The sequence below is a fragment of the Leisingera sp. SS27 genome (genome assembly GCF_028368855.1).
In the GTDB taxonomy this organism is placed as follows: domain Bacteria; phylum Pseudomonadota; class Alphaproteobacteria; order Rhodobacterales; family Rhodobacteraceae; genus Leisingera.
This window is the reverse complement of sequence record NZ_JAQNCY010000012.1, coordinates 47,104-66,157: the sequence shown is the minus strand read 5'-3', so window position 1 is coordinate 66,157 and position 19,054 is coordinate 47,104. Positions and strand designations below refer to the sequence as shown.

Below are 19,054 nucleotides of genomic sequence, written 5' to 3'. Positions count from 1 at the left end.
CCCCCGCGCCATGTTACGCGGGAAGTATGAGCCGCATTCCCTCCAAGGCCGAAATCCTCGACTGGATCTCCGCCAACCCGACCCACACCTCCAAGCGCGACATTGCCAAGGCCTTTGGCATCAAAGGCGCCGACCGCATCGACCTCAAGCGCATCCTGAAGGAGCTGGAGGCCGAAGGGCATTTGCAGAAGCGTAAGAAGACCTACCGTGACCCGGACCAGCTGCCGCCGGTAACGGTCCTGCAGGTGAAGGCGCCGAATGAGGATGGCGACCTGTACGGACGTCCGCTGGAATGGCACGGCGAGGGTGTAGAACCGATTATCCTGATCCTGGCCAAGCCCTCAGACCCGGCCCTTGGTGAAGGCGATAAGGTTCTGGTGAAGCTGCAGATGGTCCCCGACCAGGACCACAATTACGAAGCCCGCCTGATCCGGCGCATCGGAACCAACCCCAAGCGGGTCCTGGGTATCTTCCGCAAAGGATCCGAGGGCGGACGGATTGTGCCGATCGACAAGGCGGCGTCGAATGAGTGGATGGTGACGCAAGACGCCGTCAATGGTGCCCGGGACGGCGAACTGGTCGAAGCCGAGCAGGCCGGACCCAAGGGCCGCATGGGCCTGCCGCGCGCGCGCATCGTGGGACGGCTGGGCGACCCGACGGCGCCCAAGGCCGTGTCGCTCATTGCCATTCACCAGCATGGCATTCCCGACCATTTCCCCGATCCGGTAATGGCAGAGGCTGATGCCGCCAAACCCGTGGGCCTCAAGGGCCGCGAGGATTTGCGAGAACTGCCGCTGGTCACCATTGACCCTGCGGACGCGCGCGACCACGACGACGCCTGCTATGCCCATGCCGATGACGACCCGAAGAACCCCGGCGGTCATGTGATCTGGGTGGCGATTGCAGATGTCGCTGCCTACGTGCGCCCAGGTTCAGCACTGGACCGCGAGGCGAAGAAGCGCGGCAACTCCAGCTATTTCCCCGACCGGGTGGTGCCAATGCTGCCGGACCGGCTGTCTGGCGATCTGTGCTCCTTGCACGAAGGCGTGCCGCGGGCCTGTATCGCCGTTCGGATGCAGGTGGACGCCGAGGGCAACAAGATTGCCCACACATTCGTGCGTGGGCTGATGCAGTCTGTCGCTTCGCTCAACTACGCCGAGGTGCAAGAGGCGCAGGACGGCAATGCAAACGACAAAACCGCACCGCTGCTGGACGATGTCATCAAACCCTTGTTTGCTGCCTACAAGGCTCTAACAAAGGCCCTGGCCGCACGTGAGCCGCTGGACCTGGACCTGCCGGAACGCAAGATCGTGCTGGATGACGAAGGTAATGTCACCTCGGTCGCCTTCCGCGACCGGCTGGATGCGCACAAGCTGATCGAGGAGTTCATGATCCTCGCCAATGTGGCCGCAGCCGAAACGCTGATCAAAAAACGCTCGCCGCTGTTGTTCCGGGTGCACGAGGAACCGGCACAGGAGAAACTGGAAAGCCTGCGTGAAACTGCGCAGGCAGCGGGCCTCAGCCTGGCCAAGGGTCAGGTTCTGCAGACCCGGCACCTGAATGCGCTGCTGAACCAGGCCGCAGGAACGGATGACGCGGAGCTGATCAACATCTCCACCCTGCGCTCAATGCAGCAGGCCTACTACAACCCGGAAAACTTCGGGCATTTCGGCCTGGCGCTCAGAAACTACGCGCATTTCACCTCGCCGATCCGCCGTTACGCTGACCTGATCGTGCACCGCTCGCTGATCTCCTCGCACGGCTGGGGGGGTGACGGGCTCGATGAAGCTCAGATCGAGCGGCTGGAAGACACTGCCACCCATATTTCCGACACCGAGCGGCGCTCGATGATTGCGGAGCGGGACACCACCGACCGCTATTTGGCCTCCTACCTCAGTGAGCGTGTGGGCAATGAATTCGAAGGCCGGATCAGCGGCATTGCCCGCTTTGGCGCCTTTGTGAAGCTGGACGAGACCGGCGCCGACGGCTTGGTGCCGGTACGCTCCATCGGGCGGGAGTTCTTCCATTTTGACGCTCAGTCCGGAACGCTGACCGGAGCGGATACAGGCATGACCATCACCATCGGACAGCGGGTGACGGTGCGGCTGACCCAGGCGGCGCCTGTCACCGGCGGGCTGGAGCTGGAACTGCTGGCGCTGGAAGAGGTCCCGATGCCCGCTGGCGGAGGCCAGCGCGGCCGCCGCAGCCCGGCAGGACGCACGGTGAAGCGGAAGGCGGCCAAGTCCAAGCACCAGGCTGCCAAGGTGAAGCGTAAAGTGGAGCGCAAGCGGCGCAAATAGAGTCTGCCCCGATGGGGCAGACCTGACCGGGTCTACGCCGAGATATCCAGCGGTGCGCGGATCTTGTAGGTCAGCGCCCGCTTGATCAGCCAGCCGTGACGCAGCGGCTCCACGTCCTGCGGGTCGTCAAACAGCACGGCGCGAGTCCCCTCAAACCGGTCCCAGGCAGGGAATGCCGAGGCAAACTCCGGAATCAAGCGGCTTTGGCAATGCACAAAGAGCGCAAAGCGCGCGCCCTTCGGCACCCCCAGCCGGACGGTAGAACCCGTCTTGGTCTCAGGTGTAACGTAAGACGGCTGTCCCCAGCGCAGCACTTCCTCCACCCGCCCGGCCTCTGGCGTTGCGGCGGCGGTCTCAAACACCAACTGGCGGAGCCGCAGCAACCCTTCCCGCACCAGCGGATCAGAGACCGCAAAGGCGGCCTCGATCTCTGGAGAAGCAAAGGCAGTCGTCATGGCAGAGGCACCGTTTCGAACACACGGCTCAGATAAGCACACAGAACCTTGTCATCCCGCAAGCGTTTGCTGACGACTGAGGTCTCAGAAGTGTACAGCATGGAGGCTAGGAACGGCGCGACGCTCAGGTCCGCTGAGGTAATCTGCTCGCCCATCAGGAACGGGCTGTCCGCGGCAAGTGCGGCAATCGGTTCCAAATCCTGTTCAAGCCGGTGCATACGCTCCGCTTCACTATAACGGGCGAGGCCCTGCCACTGCAGCCCGTTCTGGATTTCCTTCCTGACTGGAGCGCTGATCTCTTCGCGCATGGGTTCGGGAACGGGCTGGAAGATCTGATCCCGAACCTCGGGCCATACCGTATCGTCATTCCAGCGCATTTGCAGAAGGTGCAGACCCAGGTGGTATTCCGCCAGCCGAACCCAGGCGCGGGCGTGGGCGCGCTCTGCGGTGTTCAGACCTGCGTCGAAATCGGCCCCCTGCTCTTCAAGCCAGTCGCGGATGCCGTCACTGTCGGCAATCTGTCCGTCAGGCGTCGCAAGAACCGGCAGCTTCCGGTGCGGCATTTCGGTTGGGTCCAGCATGTCGCTGCGCTGCCAGGGCTGGCCGGACAGCTCCAGCATCAAGGCGGATTTGATGCAGAAGGGACTCATGCTGAACAAACCGAATCCGCTGGGGAATGTGAGGAGGGAAAGCATTGCTGAAATCCTGTTTGTTGTGTTTGCTCTCCTTTCTCTACGCCCGCCTGATGACAATTAATGTCATTAGTGCATAGGATGATCAGGCATGTCCCGAACTCACCGCCTCTTCCAGCTGATGCAGGCCCTGCGCCTGGGGCCCGGCCCGCATACCGCGGCGCGGCTGGGGGAGGAACTGGGCGTGTCGGCCCGCAGCATCCATCGCGATATCGCAACTTTGCGCGAGATGGGCGCTGTGATCGATGGCGAGGCAGGATACGGCTTTACCCTCATCGAGGATAATGCGCTGCCGCCGATGGGGTTTCGCGACACCGAGCTGGAAGCGCTGGTTCTAGGTCTGCGTGAGGTGGAGCTAATTGGCGACCCTGAATTGGCCACTGCGGCCTCTGAAGCATTGCGCAAACTGCAGGCGCGGCTTCCGCCCCGGCAGGCACACCGGCTGCGCCACGCGGTGCTGGCGCCATACCGCTTCGAGCGCCCAATCCCTCCAGCAATCCCGGCGCAAGATCTGCGCCAGGCTGCCTGGGACGAGGTCGAAGTGCGTTTCGGTTATACCGACGGATACGGTGCGGTCACAGAGCGGCAGGTGAAACCGCTGAGTGTGGTGTATTTCGACCGCTCAACTGTTCTGATTGCCTGGTGCTGCCTGCGCCAGGCGGTGCGGGTCTTCCGTCTGGACCGGATGCGCGGGCTGGAAGTGACGGAACAAAGCTTTCGCCCGCATCGGGTGCCAATGCTGCGGGATGCCTTGGAACTGCTGCGCAGTGAACACAAACACGAGCACAGGCAGTAAATGCAGACAAGCGGCACCCCGCACATGGGTTTACAGGCCTCTTTACCCGAACCGATCCGCAGTTAGACTGGTACAGAGCAGTGAATAACGAGGTGCATCATGCGCAAATGGGTTGCGGTATCGCTTGTGGCAGGCAGTGCAATGACGGCGGAGGCAGCGCCGGAAAGCTCTCCGGATACTGTAAGCCCGTCCGGGGCCGTTCGGCAGGAGGAGCAGAGTGATAGTTTTCAACTGGCCTTGGCCACATCCTTGAGACCAGTAGCGAGGCCAGTTTCGCTTCAGGGAATCGCAGTGGAACAGGCTGCGGCTGAAGCGGGCTTTGACGGGTGGATATCCGGGTTCAAGGCTCGTGCAACGGCCCAAGGGATCAACGCGGAGGTTCTGGAGAATGCCTTTGCAGGGGTGAGCTACGATGCCGAAGTAATCCGCCGCGACCGCAACCAATCGGAATTCACGAAGACGATCTGGGACTACCTGGACAGCGCGGCATCGGATTTGCGGGTGAAGAACGGCAAGTCCGCATTGCGCGATCAGCAGGCACGGCTGGATCAGATCGAAGCGGAATACGGTGTTGAGAAGGAAATCGTCGTCGCAATCTGGGGGCTGGAAAGCAGCTTTGGAACATTCCGCGGCAAGATGGATGTGATCCGCTCTCTGGCGACCCTGGCCTTTGACGGGCGGCGCGGCGCGTTCTTTGAAGGGCAGCTGGTTGCCGCGCTGAAGATCCTGCAGGCAGGCGATGTGGCCGCCCGAAAGATGACCGGCAGCTGGGCCGGGGCGATGGGGCACACTCAGTTCATTCCAACGTCCTATCTGGACTATGCAGTGGATTTCACTGGTGACGGCAAGCGTGATATCTGGTCGGATAATCCGGCTGATGCGCTGGCGTCCACCGCAGCCTATCTTGCCCAGTTTGGCTGGGTAAAAGGACAGCCATGGGGGGTGGAAGTGACCTTGCCCCAAGGCTTCGACTACACTCTGGCTGATCGTGAGATCGAGAAAATGCCGTCGGAGTGGGCATCAGCAGGCATCACCGGCCTGGACGGCAATGCAGTGCAGGATCACGGGCCTGCCTCGATCCTGCTGCCCGCTGGCAGCGAAGGTGCGGCCTTCATGATCTTCCGGAATTTTGCAGTGCTTGAACGCTACAACACAGCGGACGCTTATGTGATCGGTGTCGGTCACCTGGCCGACCGGATCAAGGGCGGTGCGCCGATCCAGAGCAGCTGGCCCAGGGGCGACCGGGCACTGTCCCTATCCGAACGGGAAGAGATGCAAGAGCGCCTGACCCGTGCAGGTTTTGACACTGATGGGGTCGACGGAAAGATCGGGCCAAAGACCATCGGAGCAGTGCGCGCCTATCAGGTTGCAAACGGGCTGACGCCGGATGGCTACGCCTCGCTGCGGCTGCTGCAGCGATTGCGGTAGCGCCGGTGGAGGCCGCCCGTCCCCCTATGGGATAAGGATAATTCGGTCGCAGAGTATTGTCGCCAAAAAAGGAAGGCCCCGCATTGCGGGGCCTTTTCTTGTTCAGTGAACCTTGCGGCAATCAGCTGGGAGACATCCCGCGAAGGCGCTCGGAGCGGCGGCGCAGCATTTCCACTGTGGCCAGCAGCATGATGGAGATCGCCACCAGAAGCGTTGCCACTGCCAGGATGGTGGGAGAGATCTGCTCGCGCAGACCGGTGAACATCTGCCACGGCAGCGTCCGCTGGCCGGCCGAGCCGACAAACAGCACCACGACGACTTCATCAAAGGAGGTGATGAAGGCAAACAGCCCGCCGGAGATCACGCCAGGCATGATCAGCGGCATCTGCACCCTGAAGAAGGTGGTGACCGGATCAGCCCCCATGTTGGCTGCGGCGCGGGTCAGCGAGCGGTCGAAACCCACCAGAGTTGCGGTCACTGTGATGATCACAAACGGGATGCCGAGTGCCGCATGCGCAAGCACAACGCCCATGTAGGTCCCCTGCAGGCCGATACGGCTGTAGAAGAAATACATACCGGCTGCGGAGATGATCAGCGGCACAATCATCGGCGAAATCAGAATCGCCATGATCGCCCGTCGGAACGGCACATGCGGCTGGCTGAGGCCGATGGCAGCCAGGGTTCCGAAGGTAACCGAAACAATGGTCGCCATCGGTGCGATCTTCAATGAGTTCCACATAGAGGTCTGCCAGGAATCATCACCAAAGAAATTCCTGTAATGCTTCAGCGAGAAGCCTTCGGGGTCCAGTCGCAGCATTTCCGGAGTGAAAGTAAAGAAGTCCTGTGCGTTGAAACTTAGGGGAATGATCACCACGATCGGCGCAATCAGGAAGAAGAAGATCAGCCCGCAGATCACTCTGAAGGAATAGTACCAGGCACGCTGACCGGTGCTTGCATAAGGAGGAAGTGCGCTCATGTCCGTTACCCCAGCTTCACGTTGTCGATGCCGACAATTTTGTCATAGACCCAGTACAGAACCAGGACGACCGCCAGCAGGATGGCGCCAAGCGCTGCACCCAGGCCCCAGTTACCCGATGTCGAGATATGGTAGGCGATCAGGTTGGAGATAAAGGTGCCTTTGGTGCCGCCGACCAGTGCGGGCGTGATGTAGTAGCCCACAGCCAGGATGAAGACTAGGATCGACCCTGCGCCGATGCCTGGCACCGACTGCGGGAAATAGACCCGCCAGAAGGCTGTCCAATCGGTGGCGCCCATGGATTTGGCCGCGCGCATGTAGGTCGGGTTGATGGTCTGCATCACCGAATACATAGGCAGGATCATGAAGGGCAGCAGGATGTGCGTCATAGCAATAATGGTGCCCAGTTCGTTGTTGATCAGAACCAGACGGTTGGTGTCATCGACCAGCCCTATCCATACCAGTGTGTCGTTGATCACACCCTGCTGCTGCAACAGGATTTTCCAGGCCGAAGTACGCACCAGAAGCGATGTCCAGAACGGCAACAGCACCAGGATCATCAGAAGGTTTGCCTTGCTCGATGGCAAGTTAGCCAGCAGCCAGGCCACCGGGTAGCCCAACAGAATGCAGCTGAAGGTGATGATCAGCGACATCCGCATGGTGCGGATCAGCATGGTGTTGTAGATGCGCTCGTTCTCGGGTCGCATCTCGGCGCCGTCTGCGCCCAGTTGCATATCAACTGCGTTGAGGAAGTAACCGGTGGTTCGTATGCCGGAGTAAGTCTTGATCGTCTTCCACAGCTCGACGTCGCCCCAGCCCTTGTTGAGTTCGATCAGTCTTTCCCGGAAGGGACCATCAGCATCGATATCCCATTTCTTGACCTTGCGGCCCGATTTCCGGAAGACCGAAGCGATACCGGGATTTTCGTAATTCAGACGCTTGGCGACCTTGGTGTGGGTCTTGGCCTCAGCGGCCTCTTTCAAATCCGCTGCCAGAGCCGCAAAGGCAGCCTCTTCCGGCAGCTGGTTTGACGCAGGATCCCAACTCTCCAGAGCCTGAACGGTGCGCGGCAGAACATCCTGGACGATACGGTTGTCCACCGACCGGTACAGCATATCCGCCACCGGCAGGATGAAGGTCAGAAGGATGAACAGAAGCAGTGGCGCGATCAGCAGCAGCGCACGCATCTTCTGCATCCGCAGCGCACGCGACAGGCTGCGCTTCAGCGGCGTGCCGTCTGCCGCCAGCACCGGGCCGGATTGGCTAATATCACTCATGGGGTTCCCCGTCGGGTCTTATATTTTTGGGGCGGGGGCCTGCGTATCGCGGCCCCCGCCGGGCCTTTCAACTTGGGTGAAAGGTCAGATTACTTGGCCAGCCATGCCTGGAATTTGGCGTCCAGATCGTCGCGGTTGTCTGCCCACCATTCGTAGTCATAGACGTGCACGTTACCCGCGTTGGCCGGGTCGGTCGGCATATGCGGTGCCATGTCGATGCCCAGTTCGGCGTGTTTTCCAACCAGCGGCGCCGAGGAGGCACGGGCCGGACCGTAGGAGATGTATTTGGCCTGGTCGGCCAGACGCTGGGTATCGGTGGCGAACTTCAGGAAGTCCAGAACACGCGCCTTGCGGTCTGCCGGCAGACCAGCGGGAATGATCCAGCCGTCAAGGTCGAAGGACTGCATGTCCCAGAGCATGCCGATCGGCTGGCCCTGCTCTGCAATTGCAGAGAACAGGCGGCCGTTGAAGGTCGAACCCATTACGACTTCGCCGTCGGCCAGCAGCTGCGGGGTTTCCGCGCCTGCGGTCCACCAGACCACGTCGTTCTTGATTGTGTCGAGCTTGGCCAGTGCCTGGGCAACACCTTCATCGGTGCCCAGAACGTCATAAATCTCGTCCTTGGCCACGCCGTCGCAGAACAGCGCCCATTCCATGTTGTCGATCGGGCGCTTCTGCAGCGAGCGCTTGCCCGGGTATTTTTCGGTGTCAAAGATCGCGCAAACCGAATCCGGCTGATCGATCAGGTCGGTGCGGTAGCCGAAGGTGGTCGAATACACGATCTGCGGCACAAAGCAGTCGCTGACGATCAGATCGCCAAAGTCTTCGGTCGCCGGGGTTCCGTCGGGCGCTGCTGCCAGAATCCCGTCGTGATCCAGCTCTTCTGCCAGGCCTTCGTCGCACAAGCGCATGGAGTCGGACGCCACAACGTCCACCAGGTCCCAAGTCACGTTGCCGGCTTCGTTCATAGCCCGGATTTTCGCAACGGCCTCGGCAGCGCTTTGGTCCCAGGTGATTTTCACGTCGGGGTTTGCCGCCAGATAAGGCTCTACATAGGCTTTGTGCTGGCTGTTTTCATAAGCTCCGCCCCAGGATACCAGGGTCAGCTCATTGGCCATCTCCTCGGCGAATGCCGAGGGAGCGCAAAGCGCGGTTGTTACCGCCAGTGCAGACAGTTTGCTGAGTTTCATAGAGAGTCTCTCCTTGTTGAAATTCACATAAGTGAGGCCCCCGGTCGTTCTTCTGCCGGGGGTTCAGCGCGCGTGGATCAGGCGTCCAGCGCGCGGCAGTCTTCCGGCAGCCAGCCGATTTCGATCTGCTGACCGGGCTGGAGACGGACTTGGTCCGGGGCGTTCCGGGTCTTGATGATGAACTCATCATTCCCGGCCACCCGCAGACGGGTACGGAAGATGTCGCCCATGTAGATGAACTCGAGCACTTCCGCCTTGAGCGTGTGCACGCCTTCCTGCAGGCGGTCCTTGTTGTATTCCACCCGTTCAGGGCGGATTGACACGCGGGTGCGCTCTCCAGGGCGCGAAACATTGACCGGTTTGCAGTCAATCAGCTCGCCATCGTCCAGCTGCACCAGCGCGATGCCGTTATTGATTTCCTTGACGGTGCCTTCGAGCGTGTTGTTTTCGCCGATAAACTGGGCCACGAAGCTGTTTTCCGGGCTTTCATAGAGCTGGTCCGGCGGTGCGATCTGCTGGATGCGGCCATCGTCGAACACGGCAACGCGATCGGACATGGTAAGCGCTTCGGTCTGGTCATGGGTCACATAGACCACAGTGATTCCCAGACGGTGGGCGAGATGAGTGATCTCGAACTGCATCTTCTCGCGCAATTGCTTGTCGAGCGCGCCCAGCGGTTCGTCCATCAGAACCAGTTCTGGTTCAAATACCAGCGCACGGGCCAAAGCGATCCGCTGCTGCTGCCCCCCTGAAAGCTGTGACGGACGGCGGCCGCCAAAGGCTCCCATTTCCACCATGTCCAATGCCCGCTTCACCTTTTCCTCCCGCTCGGACTTGCCCATCTTGCGGACTTCCAGCGGGAAAGAGAGGTTTTCCGCGATGGTCATATGCGGGAACAGCGCGTAATTCTGAAACACCATGCCGATACCGCGCTTGTGCGGCGGGATATTGTTGATGGAGGTCCCGTCCAAACGGATATCGCCATGGGTTGCGGTTTCGAAACCAGCCAGCATCATCAGACAGGTGGTTTTCCCGGACCCGGACGGGCCAAGCATGGTCAGAAATTCACCTTTGGGCATGGTGAGGTTGAGATCTTTAACGACGAGATTTTCGCCATCATAGCTCTTTTGGACACGTTCGAATTCAACGAACGCATCAACGTTTGACGCATCAGCCAAAGCAGGCTCCCCGTAGTTTTGTCATTTCGGCAGATTTGCTCTGCACTTATTCGAAGTTAATCACACCCACGCTACCAAGCGCTAGATATGAAAAAAATATTCTTTCACCGATGAACGTACGAATTTCATACTTCGGCCCTCTCCAGCCGGAAAAGAATACCCTTGGGGAAGCCTAGTCCTGTTCTGCATTGCATGATCGGACAATTTGCGACGCCTCTATGACATTTTACGCCTCATGATACTTATGAGAGGTCAAAAACCGACCCTTCAAACATCATAACCGAAGAAAAGCCCGGCAAAAATATTGCCGGGCTTTGATGAGTCGCACCTCAATCCAAACCAGTGATTGCTTCAGGCGCTGTGCAGCAGGTCCTGCTTCTTAAGCTCTGCATGGCACTCATCCAGCGAATTCACGGCCCGCTCGATCAGCACATCGATCTGTTCCTGAGTAATCACCAGCGGCGGCGAGATAATCATCCGGTCGCCCACATGGCGCATCACCAGATTGTTGGCAAAGCAGCGCTCCCGGCAAATGTATCCGACGGTTCCGGCATCAGAGGCGAAGGCGGCCCGGGTTTCCTTGTTGGGGGTCAATGCAATCGAGCCCATCATACCAACAATCTTGGCCTCACCGACCAGCGGGTGATCGGTCAGCGCCTCCCACTTCTGCTTCAGATATGGCGCCGCCACGTCGCGCACATGGCCAAGGATGTTCTCCTCCTCCAGGATACGTAGGTTTTCCAGCGCAACAGCTGCCGCCACCGGGTGGCCAGAGTAGGTGTAGCCGTGGTTGAACTCGTCGCCCGCGATCACTGACGCAACCTCATCGCTGACAATCGACCCGCCGATCGGCGCATAGCCGGAACTTAGACCTTTGGCGATGGTCATGATGTCAGGGCGGATGTTCAAGGTTTCGCAGCCAAACCAGTTGCCCGTGCGCCCGAAGCCGCAGATTACCTCGTCCGCGATCAGCAGGATTTCATACTTGTCGCAAATCCGCTGGATCTCTGGCCAGTAACTGTCCGGCGCCACGATGACGCCGCCAGCACCCTGCACCGGCTCTGCAATGAAGGCCGCGACACGGTCTTCGCCGAGTTCCAGGATTGCCTCTTCCAGCTCTCGCGCACGCTGCAGACCAAATTCTTCCGGCGGCATGTCGCCGCCCTCGGCCCACCAGTTCGGCTGATTGATATGGTGGATATCCGGGATCGGCATGCCGCCTTGGGCATGCATCCCGCTCATGCCACCCAAAGAGCCGCTTCCGACGGAGGAGCCGTGATAAGCGTTCTTGCGGCTGATGATTACCGATTTCGAGGGCTTGCCCTTCAACGCCCAATAATGGCGCACCATGCGGATGTTTGTGTCATTGGCCTCGGAGCCGGAGCCGGCAAAGAAAACGTTATTCAGATCACCCGGTGCCAATTCGGCGACCTTCGCGGCCAGAGCGATGGCCGGCACATGGGTGGTCTGAAAGAAAGTGTTGTAATACGGCAGCTCGCGCATCTGGCGTGCGGCTACCTCAGCCAGTTCTTCCCGCCCGTAACCGATGTTTACACACCACAGGCCCGCCATCGCATCGAGGATCTGGTGGCCTTCGCTGTCGGTCAGGTGAACGCCATCAGCGCGGGTGATGATGCGCGCGCCCTTCTGCGACAGCTCACCATTGGCAGTGAACGGATGCATGTGGTGGGCGGCGTCCAGCGCCTGCAGCTCGGCCGTCGGCATGTGATTGGTGATAACGGTCATGAGACTCGCTCCTGAAAATAAGTGATTGGCACCAGAATATGATCAAATTCTCAGGTGTCAATCGAATCAGTTCGCGGCCCGCAATCCCTGAACCACATGTTCCATGCCTTCAAAAACATCCCGCTCCATCGCCAAAGCAGCCATCTCCGGGTCCTGCCGCCGCAGCGCATCAAGGATGTCTTTATGGCGGTCCGGAAAGCTCTGCGTTCCCAGGCGGCCGCTGACCACGCGCAGCGAGGGACCGAACCGCAGCCAAAGACGGTCGGCAATGTCGCTTAGAATGGGCGCGTTTGCGTGTGAATAAAGCGCCGTGTGGAAGCTGTAGTTCTGCACCAGGTAGCCCGCGACGTCACCGGTGGCGATTGCCTTGTCGAGCGCATTATCGATGGCCGCCAGTTCTTCGATATCCGCTGCGCTTATCTGTATTGTAGCCCGGCGCGCAAGCTCACACTCTATTGTTTTTCTAGCAAAAATAAGCTCTTCAATATCTTCGGCTCCCAGCAGCGGCACAGACACCCGGCGGTTCCCCTGGAACATCAGCGCGCCATCAGAGATAAGCCGCCGGATCGCTTCGCGCACCGGTGTCATGCCGGCCTCCAGCGTCTCGACCAGACCTTGGATTGTCACGGCCTGGCCCGGCACCAATTCCCCGAACAGGATCTGCGCTCTCAGCTTCTGATAAACGATCTCATGCGCAGGCAGTTTAGCCGGGTTCCCGTGCACCGCTGCGGGGGGTGAAGTGGTCTCTGTCACCTGGGGTTTTCCTCCTCGATTTTGGCCAGCTTGCACCATCCTGAGCCAAGTGAAAACATAAAGAGTATTGCCGAACGCGGCAAAACTTGATCAAATCCATTTACAGCCGGACCTGGAAGCCGGCATGCACAGGGAGAATTTCATGACACTGAAAACGATGACCATGACCGCCGTCGTTGCCCTTGGCACGGCAGCCGCCGCCACGGCGGAAGAGGTTCGCGTCTACAACTGGTCGGACTATATCGACGAAGGCCTGCTGGAAAAGTTCGAGAAGGAAACCGGCATCGACCTGATCTACGACGTCTTTGACAGCAACGAGGTTCTGGAGACCAAGATGCTGGCGGGCGGCTCAGGCTATGACGTGGTGGTGCCGACCGGCTCCTTCATGGCGCGCCAGATCCAGGCCGGCGCCTTCCAGAAGCTGGATCCGTCGAAGCTGCCGAACAAAGGAAACATGTGGGGGGCGATCGAGGATCGCACCGCAAAGTATGACCCCGGCAACGAATACTCCATCAACTACATGTGGGGCACCACCGGCATCGGCGTGAACGCAGGCAAGGTCAAGGAAGTTCTGGGGGAGGACGCTCCGATCGACTCCCTGGAACTGGTGTTCAACCCGGCCAATATGGAAAAGCTTGCAAGCTGTGGTGTGCATTTCCTGGACGCCCCGGATGAAATGATCCCGGCAGCACTGAAATACATCGGCGAAGATCCCAACAGCATGGACGCGGATGTGGTTGCCAAGGCTGAACCGGTTCTGATGGCCGTGCGCCCCTACATCACCAAGTTCCACAGCTCGGAATACATCAACGCCCTGGCGAACGGTGACATTTGCGTTGCCTTTGGCTGGTCTGGCGACATCCTGCAGGCGCGCGACCGTGCCGCGGAAGCCGAGAACGGAGTTGAGATCGAATACAATGCGCCCAAGGAAGGCGCGCTGATGTGGTTCGACCAGATGACCATTCCGGTCGATGCCCCGAACCCGGAAGGCGCTCATAAATTCCTGAACTTCATCATGGACGCGCAAAATATGGCCGCGGCGTCCAACTATGTCTATTACGCCAATGGCAACAAGGCGTCGCAGGAGTTCCTGGAAGAGGATGTGATCGGCGATCCCGCGATCTATCCGAACGAAGAAACTGTCCAGAACCTGTACATCAAAGAAAGCTATCCTGCGAAAGTGCAGCGTAAGGCGACCCGCATGTGGACCAAGGTTAAGTCCGGCACCTGATCTGCTGTACTCTGACCGGCGGGGCGTATGCAGCGCCCCGCAAATCATAACGCGCCTGGATTCTCCTTGCGCGGCCAATAGAGACATCCGCGCGACAATTCGCAGAAGAGGCCCGGCTTGACTGCTTCCGAATTCGAACCCTGGAACGATCCTGAGGCGAAGCCCCTGATCCACTTCCAGAATGTCACCAAACGCTATGGTGAGTTCACCGCCATCGACAACCTGACCATCGACATCTACGAACGGGAATTCTATGCGCTGCTTGGTCCGTCCGGCTGCGGCAAGACCACGCTGATGCGGATGCTCGCCGGATTTGAGACTCCGACAGAGGGCAAGATTTTCCTAGCAGGCCAGGATATCGCGCCGGTGCCGCCGAACAAGCGGGCCGTGAACATGATGTTCCAGTCCTATGCGCTGTTCCCGCATCTATCGGTCTGGGAAAACATCGCCTTTGGATTGAAACGCGAGAAAATGCCAAAGCACGACATCGACGACCGTGTTGAGGCGATGCTGAAATTGACCCGGCTGGAAAAATTCGCCCGCCGCAAGCCGCATCAGATTTCCGGCGGCCAGCGCCAGCGTGTTGCCCTCGCCCGTTCACTTGCCAAACACCCGAAGCTGCTGTTGCTTGATGAACCGCTCGGCGCACTGGACAAGAAACTGCGCCAGGACACACAATTTGAACTGATGGACATTCAGGAGAAGACCGGCACAACCTTTGTGATCGTGACCCACGACCAGGAAGAGGCGATGACCGTGGCCTCCCGCGTGGCGGTGATGGATCACGGCAAGATCATCCAGGTGGCGACACCGGATCGGATCTATGAAAACCCAAACTCTGTCTATGTCGCTGATTTCATTGGCGACGTGAACCTGATTGAAGGCACCGCCACGCCCAACGGCAGCGACGCATACGCAATGTCCTGGCACGAAGGCCACCCTCCTCTGACGGTGAAGTCGCCGAATGCGTTCTCCGACGGTCAGAAATGCCATCTGGCGATCCGGCCTGAGAAAGTTGCGATCAGTTCCGAACAGCCGGCCGAGGCGGATAACGCCGTACAGGGCCGCATTCTGGATATCGCCTATCTGGGCAATATTTCCACCTACCATGTGGAACTGCCTACTGGCGCGGTGATCAAGGCGCAAACCGCCAATACCCGCCGCATCGCCCGCCGCGCCTTTACTTGGGAAGACACTGTCTGGCTGTCCTGGACCGCCACGGCGGGCGTTCTGCTGGCCGACTGATGCGCCGCTTTGTCCTGATCGCCATCCCCTACGTCTGGCTTCTGGCACTGTTCCTGGTGCCGTTTGCCATCGTGCTGAAAATCGCATTGTCGGACGCGGCCATTGCCCGCCCGCCCTATTTCCCGCAATTCGACTGGGCCGAAGGCATCGCTGCCTTCATCGCAGAACTGGATTTCGAGAACTTCGTCTGGCTGACCGAAGATGATCTATATTGGAAGGCCTACCTCAGTTCCCTGAAAATTGCGGTTATCTCGACATTTTTCACTCTACTGGCAGGCTACCCCATCGCCTATGGCATGGCGCGCGCACCGGAAGAATGGCGCCCCACCCTGATGATGCTGGTGATTCTGCCCTTCTGGACGTCCTTCCTGATCCGCGTCTATGCGTGGATGGGCATCCTGTCGAACGAGGGGTTCCTGAACCAGTTTCTGATGTGGATAGGAGTGATCTCTGAACCGCTGACCATCCTCAACACCAATTCCGCAGTCTACATCGGCATCGTCTACACTTATCTGCCGTTCATGATCCTGCCCGTCTATTCGGCACTGGAGCGGCTGGACGGCTCGCTGATCGAGGCGGCAGAGGACCTTGGCTGCTCACGCCTAACCGCCTTTTGGCTGGTGACCATTCCGCTGTCCAAGACAGGCATCATTGCCGGCAGCTTCCTGGTCTTCATTCCTGTGCTGGGTGAATTTGTGATCCCGTCGCTGCTGGGCGGATCCGACACGCTGATGATCGGCAAGGTTCTGTGGGAGGAATTCTTCTCCAATCGCGACTGGCCGGTGGCCTCTGCAGTGGCAGTGGTTCTGCTGCTGCTTCTGGTGATCCCGATCGTGCTGTTCCAGCGCAACCAGCAGAAACAGCAGGAGGCAGAGCAATGAACCGTATGAGCTGGTTTAACGCCGTGTCGCTGACCCTGGGCTTCGCCTTCCTTTACATTCCGATGGTCATACTGGTGATCTTCAGCTTCAACGAAAGCAAACTGGTGACTGTCTGGGCCGGGTTCTCGACCAAGTGGTACGGCGAATTGCTCCAGAATGAGGCGTTTCTGAATGCCGCCTGGGTGACCATCAAGGTGGCAGTGTTCTCCTCCACCATGGCGACCGTGCTGGGTACCATCGCCGCCTATGTGCTGGTGCGGGGCGGGCGATTCATGGGGCGGACACTGTTTTCGGGCATGATCTATGCGCCGCTGGTGATGCCCGAGGTGATCACCGGCCTGTCACTGCTCCTATTGTTTATTGGCATAGGGCTGGACCGCGGGGTTTTCACCATCGTGCTGGCGCATACCACATTCGCCATGTGCTATGTCTCTGTTGTGGTGTCCTCCCGTCTGGTGACGTTTGACCGCTCGCTCGAGGAAGCCGCGCTGGATCTCGGCTGTTCGCCAGCAGAGGCCTTCCGGCTGGTGACCCTGCCGATCATTGCACCTGCGGTGATTTCCGGCTGGCTCCTGGCCTTCACCCTGTCGCTGGATGACCTGGTGATTGCCTCCTTCACCTCCGGTCCTTCGGCCACCACCCTGCCGATCAAGATCTTCTCGGCCGTGCGGCTGGGCGTCAGCCCTGAGATCAACGCGCTGTCGACGATCATGATCTCGATTGTCACTGTCGGCGTCATCACTGCCTCGCTGGTGACCAAACACCAGGTGGCCCGGCAAAAGCGCGAGGAACAGGCCGCGGAGCGGGCCTGATGCGGCGGATCTTTTCCGGCTACGCCTATGGTCCCGGCCCGCGCAGCAACTGCTGGTGGGACGAGACCATTGCGGCACCGGACTGGCCTGTTCTGGAAGGGGAAACCTCCGCCGATGTTGCGATCATCGGCGGCGGCTTCACTGGAGTATCAGCGGCCCTGCATCTGGCCGAAGGCGGTGCCTCAGTAGTCCTGCTGGAAGCAGAAACGCCGGGCTGGGGCGCCTCCGGACGCAATGGCGGGTTCTGCTGCCTAGGGGGGTCGAAACTCTCCAGCGGCACAATGCGCAGGGTTTTTGGCAAAGCTGCCGCTGACACCTATGACGCCAGCGAAGTGGCCGCTGTGAACCTTGTGAAGGAGCTGCTGGAAGCACACGCCATTGACGCAGACACCCATTCGCACGGTGAAACCCAGCTAGCACACAACGAGAAGGCCGCACGCCGTCTGTCTGCCCAGGCAGAGGAGATGCGGAGGGTGGGCGAGGAGCCGGATTTCCTCTCCCGTCATCAGCTGGCAAAGCATGGGTTGAACGGCAGTTTTCATGCAGCCCTGACAACTTCGACAGGTTTTGCCCTGAATCCTCGCAAGTATCTGTTCGGTCTGGCGGCTGCAGCCGGGAAAGCAGGTGCCAGACTATTTCAGAACAGCCCGGCTCAGTCTGTAAAGCAGACGAGCGGCGGCTTTGAAATAGAGACTAAAAAGGGAAGACTGCAAGCTTCCAAGGTTGTGATTGCCACAAATGGTTACTCCTCTGAGGACCTACCCGAATGGCTGGCGGGACGCTACATGCCCGCTCAATCCACCGTCATGGTGACCCGCCCCCTAACAGAGGCAGAGTTGCAGAAGCAAGGCTGGTTTTCACATCAGATGGCCTATGACACCCGCAATCTGCTGCACTACTTCCGCCTGATGCCAGACAACAGGTTCCTGTTCGGGATGCGCGGCGGGCTTCTTTCCTCATCCCGAGCCGAAGCCGGAATCCGGCGCAAGCTCAGGCAGGATTTTGAGGCGATGTTCCCCGAGTGGCATCAGGTCGAAACCACTCATTCCTGGTCCGGCATGGTCTGCCTGTCGCGTAATCTGGTGCCCTTCATCGGGCCGGTGCCCGGTAATCCCGGCCTGTTTGCCGGCCTCTGCTATCACGGCAACGGCGTTGCCATGGGCAGCTATGCCGGACGCCTGCTCAGTGACCTGGTGCAAGACACTCAACCGGACCTGCCCTATTCCCCGGCGGTGCAAAACTTGCCGCGGTTTCCATTTGGCTGTGCCCGCCGGGTCCTGATGCCGCCGGCCTATGCGGTTCTGGGTCTAATGGACTGAAGCGCCGCGCGTTCCAGTTCATAGGCTTGCCAGTCCAGTGCCCCGCCACGTTCTGCACGCCACAGACAGTAGGCCGCCATCCGCCAGTGAAACCACGGCTTCAGGGCCAGGGTTCTGCCCGCAATCCGCGGATCAGGATAGGCCCGCAGAAAACTGTCCTCCTGGGGCTTCTTCAGCGGCTCGCCCCTGTACATCAGCTGCATGGCCGGAGACAGGAACAACGCAAGATCTTCTGCCGGATCACCGATCTGCGGGCACTGCCAATCAATCAGCGTGAGCGTGCCATCATGCGCCAGAAGGTTGCCAGGCACGGGATCCCCGTGAATCAGCTGCTTTTGCTGCAAAGGCGGCACTCTTCCTAGCGGGCGCAACTCAGCCAGCTCTTTCACGTCCGTGCACTTCTTCAGAATATCCTGGGTCTGCCGCTCCAGCGCAGCGCTGCCGTTGACGCCCTCCGGCAGCCCAGGCGGCGCAGCCAAGTCATGAACCCTCCCCAGAAACCGAGCCACATGGGCCGTGTCTTCTTGCCATGGGCTGCCGTTTACATGTGCATAACACAGCCACCTTTGCCCCTCGAATGTCCCGGTCTGGACCAGCGGCGGCACCATTCCGGTACCGGAAAGCGCCGCTAGGATTGCCCCTTCACGCGCCGGGTCATTGGAGAACAGCGGGTTGGCTCCGCCTTCGGCATACAGCTTGATAACCAGTGCACCGGCCCGCCAGACATGATTTGACCGCCCGCCGGTCAGACGCCGGGGGGCGGGAACATGCAGTC

Annotated in this window: 16 protein-coding genes and 1 pseudogene; 8 read left to right on the top strand and 9 right to left on the bottom strand. The window is 59.7% G+C overall.

Features of this window, described 5'->3' with window-relative positions; genetic code table 11:
* The first annotated feature begins 26 nt into the window (after nt 1-26).
* Nucleotides 27-2,300: a ribonuclease R gene (gene rnr, locus N6L27_RS19400; protein ID WP_271909035.1), complete on the top strand. Its 2,274-nt coding sequence runs from the start codon at nt 27-29 to the stop codon at nt 2,298-2,300.
* Nucleotides 2,301-2,332: 32 nt separating this feature from the next.
* On the opposite strand, the gene N6L27_RS19395 is transcribed toward rnr, so the two are convergent.
* A complete protein-coding gene (locus N6L27_RS19395) occupies nt 2,333-2,755 on the bottom strand; it encodes a DUF1801 domain-containing protein (RefSeq protein WP_271909033.1) in 423 nt (140 codons plus the stop codon).
* Nucleotides 2,752-3,405 (bottom strand): glutathione S-transferase family protein, encoded by a 654-nt coding sequence (locus N6L27_RS19390; protein WP_271909031.1) that lies wholly within the window; start codon nt 3,403-3,405, stop codon nt 2,752-2,754. Before N6L27_RS19390 ends, N6L27_RS19395 begins: the two co-directional genes overlap by 4 nt.
* A gap of 133 nt (nt 3,406-3,538) precedes the next feature.
* On the opposite strand from N6L27_RS19390, the gene N6L27_RS19385 reads away from it, so the two are divergent.
* Entirely contained in the window at nt 3,539-4,243 is a 705-nt protein-coding gene (locus N6L27_RS19385; protein WP_271909030.1) for a helix-turn-helix transcriptional regulator, read from the top strand.
* A gap of 99 nt (nt 4,244-4,342) precedes the next feature.
* Nucleotides 4,343-5,671 carry a lytic murein transglycosylase gene (locus N6L27_RS19380; RefSeq protein ID WP_271909028.1) on the top strand — a complete coding sequence of 443 codons (1,329 nt, stop codon included), beginning with the start codon at nt 4,343-4,345 and terminating at the stop codon, nt 5,669-5,671.
* Nucleotides 5,672-5,792: 121 nt separating this feature from the next.
* On the opposite strand, the pseudogene N6L27_RS19375 reads toward N6L27_RS19380, so the two are convergent.
* From N6L27_RS19375 to N6L27_RS19350, 6 genes and pseudogenes are all read right to left on the bottom strand, one after another.
* Nucleotides 5,793-6,638: pseudogene (locus N6L27_RS19375) on the bottom strand (ABC transporter permease); the annotation flags it as partial.
* A gap of 14 nt (nt 6,639-6,652) precedes the next feature.
* On the bottom strand, nt 6,653-7,924 hold the full coding sequence (locus N6L27_RS19370; RefSeq protein WP_271909025.1) for an ABC transporter permease: 1,272 nt from the start codon (nt 7,922-7,924) through the stop codon (nt 6,653-6,655).
* A gap of 89 nt (nt 7,925-8,013) precedes the next feature.
* A complete protein-coding gene (locus tag N6L27_RS19365; protein WP_271909024.1) occupies nt 8,014-9,114 on the bottom strand; it encodes an extracellular solute-binding protein in 1,101 nt (366 codons plus the stop codon).
* Between the two features lie 77 nt (nt 9,115-9,191).
* Nucleotides 9,192-10,292 (bottom strand): ABC transporter ATP-binding protein, encoded by a 1,101-nt coding sequence (locus N6L27_RS19360; RefSeq protein ID WP_271909023.1) that lies wholly within the window; start codon nt 10,290-10,292, stop codon nt 9,192-9,194.
* A 351-nt stretch (nt 10,293-10,643) separates the two neighbouring features.
* Entirely contained in the window at nt 10,644-12,038 is a 1,395-nt protein-coding gene (locus tag N6L27_RS19355) for an aspartate aminotransferase family protein (protein WP_271909022.1), read from the bottom strand.
* A gap of 66 nt (nt 12,039-12,104) precedes the next feature.
* Nucleotides 12,105-12,791 carry a GntR family transcriptional regulator gene (locus tag N6L27_RS19350; RefSeq protein WP_271909021.1) on the bottom strand — a complete coding sequence of 229 codons (687 nt, stop codon included), beginning with the start codon at nt 12,789-12,791 and terminating at the stop codon, nt 12,105-12,107.
* 142 nt (nt 12,792-12,933) lie between these two features.
* On the opposite strand from N6L27_RS19350, the gene N6L27_RS19345 reads away from it, so the two are divergent.
* The 5 genes from N6L27_RS19345 to N6L27_RS19325 all read left to right on the top strand — a co-directional run bounded on the left by N6L27_RS19345 (nt 12,934) and on the right by N6L27_RS19325 (nt 18,279).
* The gene (locus tag N6L27_RS19345) at nt 12,934-14,022 is read left to right on the top strand and encodes a polyamine ABC transporter substrate-binding protein (RefSeq protein WP_271909020.1); all 1,089 of its coding nucleotides are present in this window, start codon (nt 12,934-12,936) and stop codon (nt 14,020-14,022) included.
* A gap of 117 nt (nt 14,023-14,139) precedes the next feature.
* A complete protein-coding gene (locus N6L27_RS19340; protein WP_271909019.1) occupies nt 14,140-15,267 on the top strand; it encodes an ABC transporter ATP-binding protein in 1,128 nt (375 codons plus the stop codon).
* A complete protein-coding gene (locus tag N6L27_RS19335; protein ID WP_271909018.1) occupies nt 15,267-16,148 on the top strand; it encodes an ABC transporter permease subunit in 882 nt (293 codons plus the stop codon). Before N6L27_RS19340 ends, N6L27_RS19335 begins: the two co-directional genes overlap by 1 nt.
* Nucleotides 16,145-16,960 carry an ABC transporter permease gene (locus tag N6L27_RS19330; protein WP_019295203.1) on the top strand — a complete coding sequence of 272 codons (816 nt, stop codon included), beginning with the start codon at nt 16,145-16,147 and terminating at the stop codon, nt 16,958-16,960. Before N6L27_RS19335 ends, N6L27_RS19330 begins: the two co-directional genes overlap by 4 nt.
* A complete protein-coding gene (locus tag N6L27_RS19325; protein ID WP_271909017.1) occupies nt 16,960-18,279 on the top strand; it encodes an NAD(P)/FAD-dependent oxidoreductase in 1,320 nt (439 codons plus the stop codon). The genes N6L27_RS19330 and N6L27_RS19325 overlap by 1 nt, the downstream gene beginning before the upstream one ends.
* Here the strand turns inward: N6L27_RS19325 and N6L27_RS19320 are convergent.
* Nucleotides 18,252-19,028 carry a phosphotransferase gene (locus N6L27_RS19320; RefSeq protein WP_271909123.1) on the bottom strand — a complete coding sequence of 259 codons (777 nt, stop codon included), beginning with the start codon at nt 19,026-19,028 and terminating at the stop codon, nt 18,252-18,254. The two genes, N6L27_RS19325 and N6L27_RS19320, sit on opposite strands and share 28 nt — an antisense overlap.
* Nucleotides 19,029-19,054 lie beyond the last annotated feature (26 nt).